The 17,764-nt window shown below is 37.7% G+C and carries 16 protein-coding genes; 3 read left to right on the forward strand and 13 right to left on the reverse strand.

What is annotated here, in order from left to right; translation table 11 throughout:
* Window positions 1-53: 53 nt before the first annotated feature.
* The 9 genes from NXS11_RS05905 to norA form a co-directional block, all read right to left on the reverse strand.
* Complete coding sequence (locus NXS11_RS05905) at window positions 54-653, reverse strand: hypothetical protein (protein ID WP_259199767.1); 600 nt, start codon at window positions 651-653, stop codon at window positions 54-56.
* 197 nt (window positions 654-850) lie between these two features.
* A complete protein-coding gene (locus NXS11_RS05910) occupies window positions 851-1,852 on the reverse strand; it encodes a glycosyltransferase family 2 protein (RefSeq protein WP_259199768.1) in 1,002 nt (333 codons plus the stop codon).
* 260 nt (window positions 1,853-2,112) lie between these two features.
* On the reverse strand, window positions 2,113-3,459 hold the full coding sequence (locus NXS11_RS05915; RefSeq protein ID WP_259199769.1) for a hemolysin family protein: 1,347 nt from the start codon (window positions 3,457-3,459) through the stop codon (window positions 2,113-2,115).
* A gap of 308 nt (window positions 3,460-3,767) precedes the next feature.
* Complete coding sequence (locus NXS11_RS05920) at window positions 3,768-5,675, reverse strand: PTS fructose transporter subunit IIABC (RefSeq protein ID WP_259199770.1); 1,908 nt, start codon at window positions 5,673-5,675, stop codon at window positions 3,768-3,770.
* Window position 5,676: 1 nt separating this feature from the next.
* Window positions 5,677-6,600, reverse strand: a complete 924-nt coding sequence (gene pfkB / locus NXS11_RS05925; RefSeq protein WP_259199771.1) for a 1-phosphofructokinase — start codon at window positions 6,598-6,600, stop codon at window positions 5,677-5,679.
* Window positions 6,601-6,602: 2 nt separating this feature from the next.
* The gene (locus tag NXS11_RS05930) at window positions 6,603-7,352 is read right to left on the reverse strand and encodes a DeoR/GlpR family DNA-binding transcription regulator (protein WP_259199772.1); all 750 of its coding nucleotides are present in this window, start codon (window positions 7,350-7,352) and stop codon (window positions 6,603-6,605) included.
* Between the two features lie 237 nt (window positions 7,353-7,589).
* A complete protein-coding gene (gene ybaK / locus NXS11_RS05935) occupies window positions 7,590-8,069 on the reverse strand; it encodes a Cys-tRNA(Pro) deacylase (RefSeq protein WP_259199773.1) in 480 nt (159 codons plus the stop codon).
* Window positions 8,070-8,091: 22 nt separating this feature from the next.
* Window positions 8,092-10,404, reverse strand: a complete 2,313-nt coding sequence (locus tag NXS11_RS05940; protein WP_259199774.1) for a CDP-glycerol glycerophosphotransferase family protein — start codon at window positions 10,402-10,404, stop codon at window positions 8,092-8,094.
* A 118-nt stretch (window positions 10,405-10,522) separates the two neighbouring features.
* Window positions 10,523-11,680, reverse strand: a complete 1,158-nt coding sequence (gene norA, locus NXS11_RS05945) for a multidrug efflux MFS transporter NorA (RefSeq protein ID WP_259199776.1) — start codon at window positions 11,678-11,680, stop codon at window positions 10,523-10,525.
* A 175-nt stretch (window positions 11,681-11,855) separates the two neighbouring features.
* On the opposite strand from norA, the gene NXS11_RS05950 reads away from it, so the two are divergent.
* Window positions 11,856-12,563 carry a CPBP family intramembrane glutamic endopeptidase gene (locus tag NXS11_RS05950; RefSeq protein ID WP_259199778.1) on the forward strand — a complete coding sequence of 236 codons (708 nt, stop codon included), beginning with the start codon at window positions 11,856-11,858 and terminating at the stop codon, window positions 12,561-12,563.
* Between the two features lie 57 nt (window positions 12,564-12,620).
* On the opposite strand, the gene mdh is transcribed toward NXS11_RS05950, so the two are convergent.
* The 4 genes from mdh to NXS11_RS05970 all read right to left on the reverse strand — a co-directional run bounded on the left by mdh (window position 12,621) and on the right by NXS11_RS05970 (window position 15,933).
* A complete protein-coding gene (gene mdh, locus NXS11_RS05955; protein ID WP_259199780.1) occupies window positions 12,621-13,559 on the reverse strand; it encodes a malate dehydrogenase in 939 nt (312 codons plus the stop codon).
* 145 nt (window positions 13,560-13,704) lie between these two features.
* A complete protein-coding gene (locus tag NXS11_RS05960; protein ID WP_259199781.1) occupies window positions 13,705-13,986 on the reverse strand; it encodes a hypothetical protein in 282 nt (93 codons plus the stop codon).
* Between the two features lie 37 nt (window positions 13,987-14,023).
* Entirely contained in the window at window positions 14,024-14,932 is a 909-nt protein-coding gene (locus NXS11_RS05965) for an aldo/keto reductase (protein WP_259199783.1), read from the reverse strand.
* Between the two features lie 77 nt (window positions 14,933-15,009).
* Window positions 15,010-15,933: a CobW family GTP-binding protein gene (locus NXS11_RS05970; protein ID WP_259199785.1), complete on the reverse strand. Its 924-nt coding sequence runs from the start codon at window positions 15,931-15,933 to the stop codon at window positions 15,010-15,012.
* Window positions 15,934-16,158: 225 nt separating this feature from the next.
* Between NXS11_RS05970 and NXS11_RS05975 the strand changes: the two genes are divergently transcribed.
* Window positions 16,159-16,605: a MarR family winged helix-turn-helix transcriptional regulator gene (locus NXS11_RS05975; protein WP_259199787.1), complete on the forward strand. Its 447-nt coding sequence runs from the start codon at window positions 16,159-16,161 to the stop codon at window positions 16,603-16,605.
* Between the two features lie 191 nt (window positions 16,606-16,796).
* On the forward strand, window positions 16,797-17,648 hold the full coding sequence (locus tag NXS11_RS05980) for an undecaprenyl-diphosphate phosphatase (protein WP_259199788.1): 852 nt from the start codon (window positions 16,797-16,799) through the stop codon (window positions 17,646-17,648).
* Window positions 17,649-17,764: the final 116 nt, after the last annotated feature.

The following is a 17,764-nucleotide window of genomic DNA, read 5'->3' on the forward strand; positions in this document are numbered from 1 at the left end:
TCCTCTTTATATTAAATCATTTGATAATACAGTAATACCCGTTATTCTAACTTCTAATCATATAAATTTAAAATAAATATTTTTTCGATAAACAACAGTATCCAAAAACCACCATAGAGAAATACAAATAAGTACCACAAAGGCGTCAGTGCTACCATAATAATAAATGATAACATCACTAATGATGTGCCCACCCATAAAGGGTATTTAATTTTTAGCCTATTATATAGACCTTGAAACCAATCGGAGTCAAACGTACTAGAAAACAGCAGAATTGCACCAACTGCAAAAATAGCAGGGGCAAGATAAGGAACAGACATATAATATGACTGGTCAGCTGTCTGATCCACGACAACCAGTGAAATGCTTAACATAATTGTAAGTATCACTGTCAAAAACTTTTGTTGCCTAATCATAAAAGGCTGAAAATGATGATTTAAATAATATTGTAATATCGTCCAAATACAGTACATCAGTACAGTAAAAATGGATATAAACATTAATTTCCCAAGCAAGATTAAGTTGATAAAGCCATTCGTTGTAATCACAAGCAATACACTGCTTAGATTTAGAGATTGAAATCTATGGCGGTACATGTCGAATGTGAGTATAACGATAGCAACAATGCTATTAATAATAACAAAAGAAGCCATGAAGTTTCTCCTAACTATTACATTTCATCTTATTATACCAATGTCGTAATTGGATAGCATTCAAAAAGTCACAATTATTTTACAAAACTGAATTAATCACTCAAACGCTATGCCAAACAATACATATCTACTTACAAACAGCCTAAAAAAGCATCCTACAGCCGTATTTTCAGTCGACTTGTAGGATGTCTATCATACTATTCTTTGTCATCCAATTGGATATGATTTGTATAAGGTATATCTAAAGGCTCTTTTTTAGGTTGTGCAACATTCGCTGCACGTACAATGTACTTCGGTCGCTGTTTCACTTCATAATAAATCCTACCAATATATTCACCAACAATACCGATAGATATCAATTGGATACCTCCCATGAGCAATATGGACGCAATCATTGTTAAGTATCCTGGAACAGCAATACCGTGTAAAAGTGTGTCTATTAACAAATAAATGAGATATAACAAGCTCAAACCAAAGATAGAAACCCCTAAATAAATCATCATACGCAATGGTTTATTATTGAAAGAAATCAACCCATCAATCGCATAGTTCAACAAACTTTTAAATGACCATTTAGATTCTCCTGCATCACGCAATACATTGTCATAACTCATAATTTTGGTATTATAACCAATCCATGCAAATAGACCTTTAGAGAAACGATTGTATTCGCCCATACTAACAAGCGAACGTACTGCACGTTGACTCAGCAAACGGAAATCACCTATTCCGTCAATCAATTCAATATCTTCCACCCAATAATTAATCATCTTATAATACAATCGCGTCATCCATTTACGCGCTGCAGATTCCCCATCACGGTTGCGCTTAGCAATGACTTGATCGTAACCTTCAACATATGCCTTAATCATCTCTGGAATTAACTCTGGTGGATGCTGTAAATCCGCATCAATCATCACTACTGCATCACAATCAACACTGTGTTCAAAACCAGCAATCATCGCGGATTCTTTACCAAAGTTACGACTGAACGAAAGAAACTTGACAACTGATGATTGCGCAGCCGCCTGTTGTAAAATATCAATCGTTGTATCTTTGCTGCCGTCATCAATAAACAACAAATCATATGTGTAACCTTGTTTTTGCGCATCAATATCTAATATCTCTTGCAGCTTATCAATCGTTCGTTGTAAGATAGCTGTTTCATTATAACAAGGCACAATTACTCTTACTTTCACTCTAAGTACACCTACTTCATTCATTTAATTTCAATTTGAGACTTGCTCTATTATTATTTAAAAGTGAGAATTGTAGATTTCAATATTATTCTCTCAATAATAATATACGTATTATCCCACGTCTATATCATTATTAGTACCCATTCCCTTTTTCATTATAACTTGTTTTTAAAAAAATTACATATATAAATTGATACTAAAGTAAAAGAACAACATTTTTGAATCGTTTATCCAAAAATGCTGCCCTTTATCTCTATTTATTAATCTTCCTCTTGTTCATCTTCATCCATATTACTTGGACGTTCTGCATTATATTCGTAATGCAACAATACGTGAATGATTTGGTGGTTTTCAATCTCTGAAATCACCCATCTATCGAAAACTGTATCGATATAATCATCTTGCTCAAGATCCGTGTTTTGCGCTTGTAGCCATCCACCGATTGTATCGATGTCATCTGAGTCTTCAAATTCAATATCAAACTGTTCTTCAAGATCGCTTAATAATACACGTCCGTTAATTTGATACGTTTTTTCGTCTAATTGTACAATGTCATTCACTTCATCATCATCGAATTCATCTCGAATCTCACCGACAATCTCTTCCAAGATGTCTTCCATCGTTAAAATACCTGCTGTTCCACCATACTCATCAATAATTAAACTGATATGTACATGTTCACGCTGCATGCGAACCAATGCGTCACTAATGCGTGTCGTTTCAGAAATCATCGGTAGTTCATGGATATAGTCGCTTGTCTTGATAGGCACACCTGAAGCGTACTCTGTTAAGAATTCTTTAACATTAATAAATCCTTTGATATGGTCTTTATCACCATCTTCAGTGATTGGATAACGTGTGAACTGGTGTTCTTTTACCGTCTCCAACAAGTCATCTACATTGAATGGTTCGTTCAAAGTAATCATCTGTGTTCTTGGTACCATAATGTCTTTGGCATGGCGCTCATCAAACGAAAATATATTCTGCATATACGCCAATTCTGTCTGGTTAATTTCGCCACCATGATAACTGTTGTTCATAATAATCTTCAGTTCTTCTTCAGACATTGCTTCGTTGTTGACATTCGGATCAACACCGAACATACGAATAATCAAACGCGCTGAACCATTCATCAACCAAATCAATGGCTTCATAATGAATCCGAAATAATATAGTGGACGCGCATACAATAATGCAATACGTTCAGTATATTGAATGGCTAATGTTTTAGGGGCTAGCTCCCCGATAACGACATGAATATATGTTACAATCGTGAAAGCTGTGACAACTGAAATTGTTGTTACCAGTGGCCCCGGTATATGCAATAATTCAATAATCGGATGTAAAAGACGTTCAAACAGGGGTTCACCTAACCAACCTAGTCCAAGTGATGTCACGGTGATACCTAGCTGACAAGCAGACAAATAATAGTCTAGATTGGAAATCATTTTTTTGACAACACGTGCATTGCCATTTCCCTCGCCAATCAATTGTTCGATGCGCGTCGCACGCACTTTTACTAATGCGAACTCAGAGCCTACAAAGACTGTTGTCAACGCGATTAATATAAAAAATATAATTAAATAAATAATGGTCGTACTCTCCAATTAGTTCCCTAATATCTAGGGATTCACCTCCGTAATTTTAGCACCACTCAATAGAAAGTGATGTCGTCATGTTTTTGTTTGTTATTATTCTTGAATACAATATACATACTAAATCCTTCCCATTGAGTTACCTCCAGACATAAAAATATTAATTTTATCATACCACAACTTTTTGTCGTTTTATAGACAAGAATCCTTATGACGAGTCAAAATAAGTCTTGAGTTGTATATAACAATAAAATATACCCGCAATCGTAAAAATAAAACGAGGCCCACCCATTGGTGACTCGCCTCGTAAGTTAAAATTATTAAATTGTTGGAGCGTCTGTTGGTTTTTTCTTCAATAAACCGTACATTACAGCACCGACAAGTGCACCGATAACGATTGCAAGCATTGTAAGGAACGCTTGACCAACACTATTACCGATAAAGAATACGAAAATACCGCCGTGTGGGGCTTGGATATGAGAACCGAACAGTAACGCTAAACCACCCGCAATACCTGAACCGACCATCATTGACGGAATAACACGTAATGGGTCTGCTGCTGCAAATGGAATTGCACCTTCTGTAATAAAGCTTGCACCCATAATAAAGTTTGGTACGATAGAACCTTTTTGTGCTTTTGTAAACTTACTACCGAAAATCAACATCGCAATAGCTAATGCGATTGGTGGTACCATACCACCGACCATTGCTGCTGTAATAGGTTCTGCATTACCTGCTGTTAACGCTGCTGTACTGAATACATATGCCGCTTTATTGAATGGCCCACCCATATCAATCGCCATCATCGCACCAATAACGATACCAAGAATCACTACATTGGCGCCTGATAAGCTATCTAAACCTGAAATTAATGCATTGTTCAACCATGATGCTGGTGTGTTGAAGATATACACCATTGCTAAACCAGTGATTGTCACTGAGAAAATCGGGAAAATCAATGTTGGTTTTAAACCTTCAAGCACTTGTGGGAAGTTCTTTGTCAATGCTTTAATACCTTGTGTTACATAACCTGCTAAGAAACCGGCAATAATACCACCGATGAAACCTGAACCACCCGTTACCGCTAACATACCACCGACAAGACCTGCTGCGAAACCTGGTTTATCTGCAATACTACGTGCAATATAACCTGCTAAAATTGGCACGATTAATTTAAAAGCACTTTCACTACCAATTTGCCATAGTGTTGCCGCGAATTCATTGTAATGACTGCTTTCTGGATCAAAAGCATTTGGATGAATCATAAAAACAATTGCCATTAAAATACCACCAGCAATTACAAGTGGTAACATGTTAGATACACCATTCATCAAGTGTTTATAAATCGTTTTACCGATACCTAACTTTTCATCGCTACTTTCTGAAGAACTGCCACCTTTTTCAGCAACGAAAGGTTTTCTACTTTTATCTAGCGCTGTATTAATCAATGCTTCTGGACGTTTAATCCCATCTGCTACTGGTACTTGTACGACATTTTTACCGTCAAAGCGATTCGTTTCAACATGTACATCTGCCGCAACAATAATACCGTCTGCTTTTTCAATATCTTCCGCTGTCAAATGGTTTTTAATACCACCTGCACCGTTTGTTTCAACTTTAATTTGAACACCCATCTCTTCCGCTTGTTTTTTCAAAGCGTCACGTGCCATAAATGTGTGCGCAATACCTGTTGGACAAGCCGTTACCGCTAACACATATGGTTCATTAGCGTCTAGGTCAGCTGGTGCGACCACTTCATCTTCATCTGCTACTTCATCATCTGCTTTGTTAATAATCGCTAACACTTCTTCAGGTGATTCAGCGTGTAACAATGCCTCACGCACTTTATCATCCATTAAAATCCCAGATAATTTCGCAAGCGCATCTAAGTGCGTTTGTGCGCCTGATGCCGGTGCAGCGATCATAAAAAATAAGTGTGCTGGTTGCATATCTAAGCTTTGATAATCAATACCTGCTTTGGATTTACCGAAAGCAATGGCTGGTGTATTGACCGCTTCTACTTTCGCATGTGGAATGGCAATCCCTTCACCAATACCTGTTGAACTTTGCGCTTCACGTGCATGAATTGCTGTCACAAAATCATCTAAGTTATTTAGTTTACCTGCTTGGTTTAATTGTTGAGCTAACTCTAAAATGGCTGCGTCTTTTGATGTTGCTTCAAGATCCATTGCAACCGTGTCTTTTGTTAATAATTCTGTAATTCTCATATTATCCCTCCTCATGTAACTGTGTCATACGGATGTTTTTCAATAATGTATCAATCATCGTACGTTCTGCTAAATCATCATTAAATGCTGTTGCTGACCCCGATGCAATCGCTAATGCTAATGTATCTTGTTGCGACAAACCTTGTGTGAAACCAGCGACCATTCCTGCCACGGTGCTATCACCTGCACCAACCGTATTAATAACGTCTCCTTTAGGTGCTGCTACCTTATATGCTTGTGTGCGATCAACATAAATTGCTCCCGCTCCACCTAGTGACACCAATACAGCTTGTGCACCTTTATCTAACAACTTACGACCATACTGAAGGACATCTGAATCAGAAGTTAATGTTGTATCGAACATTTCTTCCAACTCCACCTTGTTCGGTTTAATTAAACGTGGACCATACGGTAAAATTCCTTCAACTAGTGACTTTTCAGCATCAACCACAAACTGTGCCCCTGTTTCTTTCACAATCTTCGCCATATCTGAATAAATCGTATTTGGTACACTGCTTGGCACACTACCTGCTATCACGACAATATCTTCCGACGTTGTTTGACGTAACTGTGCGAATAACGCTTCAATATGGTTCTCAGTGATGGTTGGGCCTGCCGCATTAATTTCCGTTTCAGTCCCACTTTTCAGCTTCACATTGATACGTGTATCTTCATCAACTTGAGTAAATGCTGTTGCAATCCCAGCAGTTGTTAAAGTCTCTTCAATAAACTTTCCAGGAAATCCACCGACAAAGCCAAGTGCTATTGATGGCACATCCAATGTTTGTAACACACGTGAAACGTTGATACCTTTACCGCCCGCAAACTTTGCAGTCGCAGTTGTTCGATTTAACGCACCCGCTTCAAAACCATCAACAAACATTATATAGTCAATCGATGGATTTAACGTTACTGTATAAATCATAATTATCCTCCTAGTAGTTCCAGATTTACTGTTTCTAAAATATCTTTACCGAGCTTACGCCCTTGTTCTGATGTAATAACAATCGGTGGTTCTACCGCCTTTACAGTAGCAAAATGTGTCTGATTAAACTTAGAAGCATCAGCAAGGACATATGTTTGTTGACTCTGTTGAATCGCTACTTCCTTCATCAGTGCTTCACGTTCATCTGGTGTCGTTAATCCCATCGTAGCGTCAATGCCATTAATGCCAAGAAACACTTTATTGAAACAATAATTTCTTAAAAAGTTCACCGCACGTGTTCCAACAACCGCCATCGTCGTTGGTTTCATCTCACCGCCAACAATATATGTGCGAATCCCTTGCTTCAACAATGCTTCAACATGTGTTAAACCATTCGTCACAACTGTAATATCTGTTGCACTCATGTACGGAATCATCTCTAACGTTGTTGATCCTGCATCAAGATACAAGCAATCTCCATCATTAATTAGGCTCGCTGCTTGTTTTGCAATCTCAATCTTTTCTTCAATATGTTGTGTACGCTTCATTGCTAGTTCTGGCTCTGTGGTCAAAGCTACTAACTTCGCCCCCCCATGTACACGTGTAAGCAATCCTTCCGCTTGAAGTTTCGTCAAATCTCGACGAATTGTTGATGCACTTGAACCCGTATAGTCTATCAACTGCTGTAAACTTAAAAAGTTATGTTGCTCCAACACATCAATAATTAACGCATGTCGTTTATCCGTTAACATCTAACCACCTCAATTCTCTTACAGTATATTGTATTCGCTTTCAAAAATCAATCATATGCAATCATATTCATTCAATTTCAGTCATATAAAGTCACAAAAAAGACACATAACAATCATAATCAATCATCATGTGTCTGTCTTTTACAATGTTTTTCTTACTGCTCAGCCTACTCAACCACAACATGCTAAATATTCATGAAAAAAACACGAAGCGCGCCATCATGTGATTGATTCGCCTTATTGTGTTGCAACTGTGGCTACTTTAGCCTCTGCCACCTGAATTAGATCGTTGGGTGCGACACCCATTTGTACCCCACGTTGACCTGCGCTAACAAATACTTGATCAATATGTTCAACTGCTGCATCAATAACAGTCATAAATTTCGTTTTCATACCAATGGGCGAACACCCACCACGAACATAACCTGTTACTTTTTTCAAATCATCTAATGGCATCAAATTTAATTTTTTCTCATTGACACTTGCTGCGGCTGCTTTCATATCAAGGTGCCCCGATACTGGAATGACGAACACAAAATACTCACGCTTACCATTCGTTAGCACCAATGTTTTAAAAACTTGTGCCTCTGCAACACCTATACGTTCTGCCACTTCTGAACCCTCTATATGTTCGTCTCCAACAGTAAATGTACGCATTTCATAATCGATTTTAGCACGATCTAATATGCGCATTGCATTTGTTTTCTTCGCTTTCATAACGCTCACCTTTCCTATAACTTTAACATTGCCATATTTTCCTTGCGACAGTCTCATCTGATGTGGCGGTATCATAAGTCATAAAGCGTTCAATTATATCACTATGATTAACGTTCAATGCCTCTTTAATAGCGGATGAGATAGCAGTCACATCCGTTCTTACCCGTTGTATCGATGTTAGCTCTGCCATATCAAAATAAAAACCGATTTCCTGTCGATACGCTTCCGTGTCTTCAGCCAAAATTAGAATCGGACGTTGCAAATGCGCATAATCAAACATTGCTGAAGAGTAATCCGTTATGAGCACATCTGCTAGCAAATACAATTCTTGAATATCAACAAGTTCATTTGCAAAACAATGAATTCGTTGATGCATCGCTTGATATGTTCGCTGTAAATGCCCCTCGTTCGGGTGCAATTTGACAATAATCTCATAATTCGACGGCAATGTTTTTATCAATTCTACTAAATCTACATCAGACACATTGTTACGTGTCCCCTTACGCCATGTTGGACAAAATAGTATGTAACATTTTGTAGCATCCTTAGTGAACAAATACTTTTCTTGAATCATCGCGCGTTCTTGCTCATCTTGTTGATAGCGAATTAAATAACTATTACGTGGTGCGCCATATGGGAAAATACGCAATGATGGATGTGCATCCAAGTCAAAAGCTGACGTGACATAGCGTTCATATTGTCTTGATGACGTCAATAACACATCCCATTTCAGCATGCGCGGTTTAAACTGCGCAGCTTGACGTCGACGTTCTTCTAAATCCATTAAATCATTGACCATGCGCTTTAATGGAAATCCATGCCATGTTTGAATAACGCACTGTTCCTTTTGTTTCGTCAGCTTATCCCATAGATTGCCATTAATGATGACATAACGACATTGGTCAAAAGCTTGAATATAATCTCTAGAACCAAAGCGTACGGGTATCATGCCATATGAACGAATTTCCATATCAACGAATTCATTTGCTGCACTGACATAAAAAATCGCTTCAGGATGCAAGTATTGTAGTGCCAATGCGATGTATTTTGGATCTCCTGAAAAATTCTTACCATGAAATGATTCGACAAAAATATGGTTTTCTCGCACACTTTGTTGACGTTGCATTCGTTTCAAACGTGCTTCTCCTAATAACACAGCGCGACTGATACGTTGCGACCATACATTGTGTGTCAGTTTTTTAGGTAACTTTATCGAGCGTTTAAGCTTTCCAACCAAACGTCTACGCTGACCTTCCCAATACTGTTGTTTGGCTGTTATCTTTGGCTTTTGTACATTTGTCACTTGAATAGCATGTTCAGTCGCACATCGAATAGTCTGTGTAATTAAACATTTTGCATAATCTTCTTGCACAAACTGCCGCTCATACCTTTGTTGATCTTCTTGTTGTTGTGCCAATGCATATAGCTTTTCAAAAGCAGTCATCATAGTCTTATAGTCCGTTGCTAAGTCTTTCTGTATAAAATCTACCGCATTATATGACTTGTAGATATGCGCTAACACTTTATCATCACCTGGATAAATCAATGCACGTTGCCCACTTGCAATCGATTCGAGTATTGAATAGCCCAATGTTTCATAAGGTGACGCCGATATATACACATACGCTTCTGGCGTCTCTTCGTTAATATGCACATAATTGGTCAAAGCATAGTAATCAATCAATCGCTTATACAATTCTAATGACGGACCATAACCTTGTAAATATAAGTGTACATCGTGCTGACCTTTTTCATGAATCGCATAGCGCATTAATTTCAAGACATAAGACACATCTTTAACCTCATCTTCAAAACGCGCTTTCACCAGCAAATTTCTATTGGTGATAGGGGGTGCTATTTGCCAATTAATATGTGCTGTATTGACATACATAGGGAAAACATAAGGATATGCATAATGTTGTGCAAATGATTCAGCAATCTCTGCCGTACTAACACGTACTGCATCAATCGCATCCAGAGCAAGCGTCGTTTGTTCAGGCAAATAAGCAAGTGGACCGTGAATTTCACCTAAAACAATTATATTGGCATCATGTTGCTTCACTTCACGAGCCATATTAAAAAAGTTCTCTCTCGTGATAATGAGCATATCTGTATCCAATAATGATTGGATACCACGAAATGCGACAACCTGTGCGCCTGCCAGTGCAGCTTCTTTTGATTGTTTCAGCTCTTGGACGTGACGTTTCTGAAATCCCACAAAGTTCACATATGTTACATCATGTCCACCTGCAACTAACGCACGAACAAGATTCAAGTTACTTTGTGAAGTCCCACCAACTTGAAAAATATTGTATCCTAGTACTTTAATGCGCATCGCCCACTCACCCCTCTTGAATTATGTTCTTATTATAACATGTGCAATGATCCGCCAAACAAAAAAAGCGAGACTGAAAGCATGGGCATCCCCTCTTCATTATCTCACTTCTATTAGGTTAAACAATCTCACGTTTACGCAATATTTTTTCCACTACGATGACACCACACCCTAGCAACATAAATAGAATAGACATCAATAAAGGATATTCAATATTAACATCATATAACCCACCAGCAATAAGTGGTCCTATAAAGTTCCCCATACTTGTAAATGTTGAGTTCAAACCACCTGCAAAGCCCTGTCGATTACCAGCAATATTTGAGAAATAATTCGTCAATGCCGGACGTATTAAGTCAAAACCGATAAATACAATGAAACAAATAAACATCACATGCCAATAAGTATTCGCAAATATTAAGAAAACTAAAATAATGGCAGAGTAAATCAACGAATACGTAATAAGCATCAACTCATCTAAAAAGCGCATCATTTTATCGAATAAGAAAATTTGGAAGATGGCACCAAAAATTCCACCACCTGTGATTGCAATGGAAATATCTGCTGGTTGAAAATGCATTTTATCTGCTGTATAAAGTGGGAAAAGTGTCTCAAAAGCTGATAAACCAAATGCTAATAAGAGCGTCAAAACAGCAGGTGTGATAAAGCGTTTAACCTGTATTTTTTCAAGTGCTTCTTTTTCAAATTGCGCAAATCCTTGTCCCGTTTTTTCTTTTGGCGATTGGACGAACGCAACTGTTCCGAAAAACGATAGAACTCCGAGTGCACCTGCAAAATAAAATGGCATACGATGCGAAATCTCCGCAAGAAAGCCACCTGCACCAGGGCCAAGAATAAAGCCAGCAGAAATAATCGCTGACATATAACCAAAGTTACGCGCTTTGTCTTGCATAGGTGACAAATCGGCAATCAGTCCAGTAACGCCAGGCATTACCATCCCGGCACTAAAACCACCAAGCACACGAGAAACAAGAAGTAATGAAAAAGCATGACTTGAGGCAAATAAAAACTCTGAAATACTAAATAGAATTAATCCTATACAAATAATGAGTTTTTTACCGAGCTTATCTGCCAAGGCACCTCCGAATGGTGAAATAATCATTTGTGCTAATGCGAATGCAGCTACCATGACACCAAGATCTGCACCGGTCAATCCTAAATCTTTCAAGTAAATAGGTAACACTGGAATAATCAATCCTATCCCTAGAAAGACTAGAAAAATATTCATGTATAAAATAATAAATTGCTTGTTCATACTGCACTCCCTTCATTATCAAAATTTTAGCGTTAGATTATTATATACTACCATGATTATATAAAAAAGTTAATCCATGTTGTTTCCGCATATATCAGCCATATATTTTAGCACTAAACATACAATTGTGTTTTAATAGTCTATAAGGATATAACCATTATTTGGAGGTACGAATATGTTTTATACATCCCGAAAAGTTGCATGGCTTGATTTATGTATTATTCCTATTTATGTTTTAGGTCAAATCATTTTGCCTATTGGCTTACTCGCAATATTGACTCTTCTACATATTGAGATCCCCGTTACTGTTACGATTATGTTAAGCAGTGTTATAACGTCTCTACTCATCGTCTTATTTGTCCTATTATCACATCGTCATCATCTTTGGTCGAAGTTACGCCATCATCTCAGTGACTTGCGACGACATGTTAAGCTTATCGCCCTAACGTATTTAGGCTATTTAATCTCAAATGGTGTTTTTCTCGCACTCATGTCACATCTCCCTGAAAAATGGCAATTCAAAGAAACAGGCAATCAAGACGCCCTCAAGATTTTCTTTGAACAAACACAATGGTTACCCATCATGTTTATTGGGATTGTGATAGCCGCACCGATTATGGAAGAGTTATTATTTCGCCATCTCTTAATTGGTGAACTCGGTAAAAAATTCAACATTCGCTTTATGAGTATCCTATCAGTCATACTCTTTGCGCTCTTACATATGCAAGCGGCACAAACACTATTAGAAATAGTTCCTTATCTTTTATTAGGTAGCATGTTCGTCATTACTTATGTCAAAAGTAACGGTAATATTGCCGTTTCCATTGTAACACATATGTTTAATAACCTTGTTGCCTTCATCGCCATTTTGTTCCAAATGTAAAAAGTACGCTAAGAGACCAACAACAATCATCTATGCTATTGCTGTTGGTCTCTTTTGTTATGCGTGACGCAATGATGATTTCACTCTTGCAACAGAAGCAGCAGAATGTGACAGTTGCGCACGCTCATCATCGTTAAGCGCGACTTCGACAATACGTTCAACACCATTCGCCCCTAGAATCGTTGGAACACCAATATACAAGTCATTCAAGCCAAATTGTCCCGTACAATATGCAATAGCTGGAACAAGGCGTTTTTGATCAAATAAAATTGCCTCAACCATCTCATATATTGCTGCTGATGGCGCATAATACGCTGAGCCATCACCAAGTAACTTGACAATTTCTGCGCCTCCATTACGTGTACGCTCTACAATTGCGTCAATTTCATCTTGTGGCATAAGTTCTGTTAATGGTACTCCATTCACTTGACTGTGGCGTACTAATGGTACCATTGTATCTCCATGTCCCCCCAATACAAGTCCTGTCACATCATTGACAGCCACATCCAATGCTTCTGCGACAAATGTACTGAAACGTGCTGTATCTAATACACCTGATTGCCCGATAACACGTTCGCTTGGAAAACCAGATGCTTTGTAAACTGAATACGTCATCGCATCAACAGGGTTTGTTAATACAATAATGGTACAATTCGGTGAGTAACGAACAACTTTTTGCGTAACCTCTACCATAATCTCTTCATTCGTTTGAACGAGATCATCTCGACTCATACCTGGTTGACGCGGTATTCCAGCTGTGATGACTACAATATCTGAGTCTTTCGTATCAGCATAATCAACAGTTGACGTAACATGTGTATCAAAGCCAAGGATTCCGCCACTTTGCAAAATATCTAACGCTTTCCCTTTCATCGGCTGTTCATTTTTGTCCCGATCAACAAGCAAAACATCTGCAATCCCCTGTGTTGCAATAATAAATGCTAATGTTGCACCTGTATGTCCCGAACCGATAATAGATACCTTTTTACGTTTCATAAAGATTCCCCCTTAATATTCCTACAAGCTTATTATACCACTGTCTTTTGTGAGATTTAACAATTATTTGTAACCGCTTACAGAGAATGGCTAAAAATTAGGCATATAAGCTTTAAAACACAGCCTACATGCCATAAATTACGACTTAATGATATTTGAAAAGCATGTTTACAAAATAGGCAAATGCCCCAATCATACATAGCGTCAAAAATAATAAATAGAGTGTTTCTTTACCATATTTGAATAAAAAAGCTGTAAACATCGCTAAGACATTATAAATCATAAACACACCAAAAACAGTCACAAGCCAAATTGTTTTAGGATCAAATATAAAGATGAGTGCCACAATTAGTCCAAATATCAGATAAGGTAACGCAACAACATATAGTCTAAAACGATTGCGTTGTTGGTGTTCTTTTTCCTTCATAGTCTATGCCTCTTTCCTTCACATAATCAATCATCTCTTATGGTATATCATATCCTTGTGCCGCTGTATAGATATCAAACCATTCTTGATCATGCAATTCAATGTCCAAGCCTTCAAGTGCTGCATCAATCCGATCTAATCGTTGTGTGCCTAAAATCGGCATAATTGTCGCTGGATGTTTCGCTAACCAAGCAATCACGACCGCTTCTACTGTTGTATCATGCGTCTCAGCAACACGTTGCAACACAGGCATCACACGTTGTGCCGTGGCGTCATTTTGGTCAAACAGGCGCCCACCAGCAAAAGGTCCCCAAGCCATAATCTTCACTTTATCTTTATACATATCATCTAATGTACCATCGTGAAATGACTGTAACATGTATGGGGATACTTCCAGTTGATTGACTGCAATATGAAAACGGTCATCTTTCAAACAATCATTCAACAATTCATATTGCGAACGTCTAAAGTTTGAGACGCCAAATGAACGAACCTTCCCTTCATCGACAAGTGACTTCAAGGCATCCGTAATTTGACAAGGTTTCATCAATGGAGATGGCCGATGAATCAATAATGTATCAACATAATCTACTTGTAACTGTTGTAATGAACGCTCCACAGAACGTTTGATATGCGACTCGCTCAAATCATAGCGATGACCTTTATGATCGGGATAAATGTCATTGGGCAAAACGATACCACATTTTGTAACAAGCTGTATTTGATTGCGCAGTTCAGGTGACAACGCCAGTGCTTCACCAAAGCGCTGTTCCACTGCATACTTGCCATAAATATCTGCATGATCCATAGTTGTAATACCACGTTCTACAAGTTCATGTAAGAAGCGGTTCATCTCTTGTGCCGTCATTTGCCACTCATGTGCACGAAAAAAACCATGTATCAGATTAGAATAGGAAACATGTTGATTGATTTTAATCTTTTTCATTTTTATTCACCTCAATGTTAAAGTTCTTAACTAGATTGTAACGAATCAAGTCATATTATGCATATTTCATGCTAAGCTCAACCGAATTGTAACAGTTCTAATTTATTTTTTAATGCTGGTTTGTCCAAACGTTCACCTATTATAACAACTGTCGTTGGCAACGCTAGATTCCCCACACTTTCTAATGAAGGTAACCCCCCTGCATATTGCACTAAGAACAACTCATTGGGCACATCGCGAAATTGCACATACCCTTTCATTCTTAACACGCTTTCTGGCACATTTAAAATAAACTGAATAAATTGTTCTCGAGAGATAGGGTAGGTAAAGTGGTAACTAATCGTGTCATAGTGTGCGTGCAATTGTTTTCTCTGCATGTGTTCTATTTGATTCATATGTGTCGCTGTTTTGACAGTTTTTTGCACAACACCGTGTTTTGCCCATTCAATCGTGCTATGCGGGGCAAACTGTGTCACATCTTGTACAACTTTCTCTTGCATCTCTGATGTATCTAACAAATCAATTTTATTCAGCAAGATATACTGGCTCGCACGAATTTGATCAATCATCAAAGTACGTGTAGCTTCAGATAATGTCTCTCGCTGTGCAAAACGAACACTATCTACAATAGTTATTATAGTTGGATATGTATACTGACGCGCAATAAGCGGATCTTGACAAGCCGCAATCATCTCAATAGGATTCGCAATACCTGTTGCTTCAATAACAACGTGTGTTACATTTTGTTGCGCCAATTGCTGTAATTGCATAACTAAATCATCTTGTAAGTCACAACAAATACACCCTTGCAACATAGTCAAAGACAACGGCGTCTTTTCTAACAAATGGCCGTCGACATCAAAATCACCGAATTCATTAACAATAAGTGCTACTTTGTTGTTTTCATCTAATACTTCATTCATATACTGATTGAGAAATGTTGTCTTTCCACTACCTAAGAAACCTGTTACCAATGTCACCTCGATTTTTTCATTTTTCACAAATATACCTCCATTAAAAATTTTATAAATCTGTTATAATATATCTGTTGTTTTAACCTTTCAGCTTGCTTGAGTACGAACTATCTTCTAAAATAACCGCATGCTATAATTTACCATAGCACAAATTTAGCACTAATGATTAACAAACTACTCACTGCTGTGAGCGGATCATGCTCCGTTGAAAAAGAGAAAAAACGGATAAAATGTCTGGAGGAGAAAAAAAAGATGTCTAATAATCCAATAAAGGAACAACTATGCTTCAACTTATATAATGCACAGAGACAGGTGAACCGCTACTATTTAAATAATATTTTCAGGGAACACAATATAACGTATCCACAATATTTGGTGCTAAATATTTTATGGGATAAGTCCCCTGTGAATGTCAAAAAAGTTGTTACTGACCTATCACTTGACACAGGAACAATATCTCCATTGCTTAAACGTATGGAGCATATGGACTTGATTACAAGAGAGCGTTCCGAAATAGATCAGCGCGAAGTTTTCATACACCTTACCCAAAAGAGTAAAGCTATGGAAATGGACTTACGTGATGCTTCGACTATTGTAGCGAAGGCTTCCTCTTTAACACGCGATGAAATTCATGAATTGAACCATCTGCTCGAAAAAGTTATTAGTGGCTTTAACGAGTCTAATAGTAATAAACACTAACCTTTTATCATAACAAATGACAAATCAAGTATCTGATATTATATTGACGTATGCGCCGGTTAAAACTCACTTTTTTAGTCGGTGCATATTTTTTCATACTTTGGTCTGAACTTTTTAGCTACAACAGACATAACACAATATGGTATGCTATGATGTGCAGTGACATTAAAATAGAATGAAGAGGATTTTTTATGCTATTTTTTGAACTTATTAAAGCACTTATCTTAGGTATTGTTGAGGGACTCACAGAATTTGCACCTGTATCCTCAACAGGACATATGATTTTAGTAGATGATATGTGGTTAAAATCTACTGAGTTTTTAGGCAAAGAGTCTGCTTTCACATTCAAGGTGGTTATCCAACTCGGCTCTGTTTTTGCTGCTGCTTGGATTTTCCGTCACAAATACTATGAAATGCTACATATCGGGAAATATGCACCGAAACATCAGGAAGGACGTCGTTCACAACCACGCCGTTTGAAATTAACACATATCTTAGTCGGGATGATTCCTGCTGGTGTGCTTGGTCTACTATTTGATGATTTGATTGAGAAATATTTATTCAGCTTACCAACTGTACTGATTGGTCTATTTTTAGGCGCAATCTATATGATTATTGCTGATAAATACAGTCGCAATGTTAGAAACCCAGTCAGTCTAGATGAGATTTCATATTTCCAAGCATTCGTTATCGGATTATCTCAAGCTGTCGCGATGTGGCCTGGATTTTCTCGTTCAGGTTCAACCATTTCAACAGGTGTTCTTATGAAGTTAGACCATAAGTCTGCATCGGATTTTACGTTCATCATGGCTGTTCCTGTTATGTTAGCAGCAAGTGGCTTATCTATCGTTAAACATTACAACTACATTGATTTGTCGCATATTCCGTTCTATATCATCGGTTTCTTAGCGGCATTCATCGTAGGCTTTATTTCAATCAAGTTATTCTTGAGATTAATTCAAAATGTGAAGTTACTTCCATTTGCTATCTACCGTATCGTACTTGTAGTTGTTATTGCGGTTGTCTACTTTGTCATCCTTTAACCACAAGATTCGAATCAAAAATACCTACGCCTCAATATAGAGTTGTAGGTATTTTTTTGACCATACATCATACAAGCATCGCGTTTCATATTGTGTTACATTGGGTATACAGTTAA

This window comes from Staphylococcus americanisciuri (assembly GCF_024814435.1).
Lineage (GTDB): Bacteria > Bacillota > Bacilli > Staphylococcales > Staphylococcaceae > Staphylococcus > Staphylococcus americanisciuri.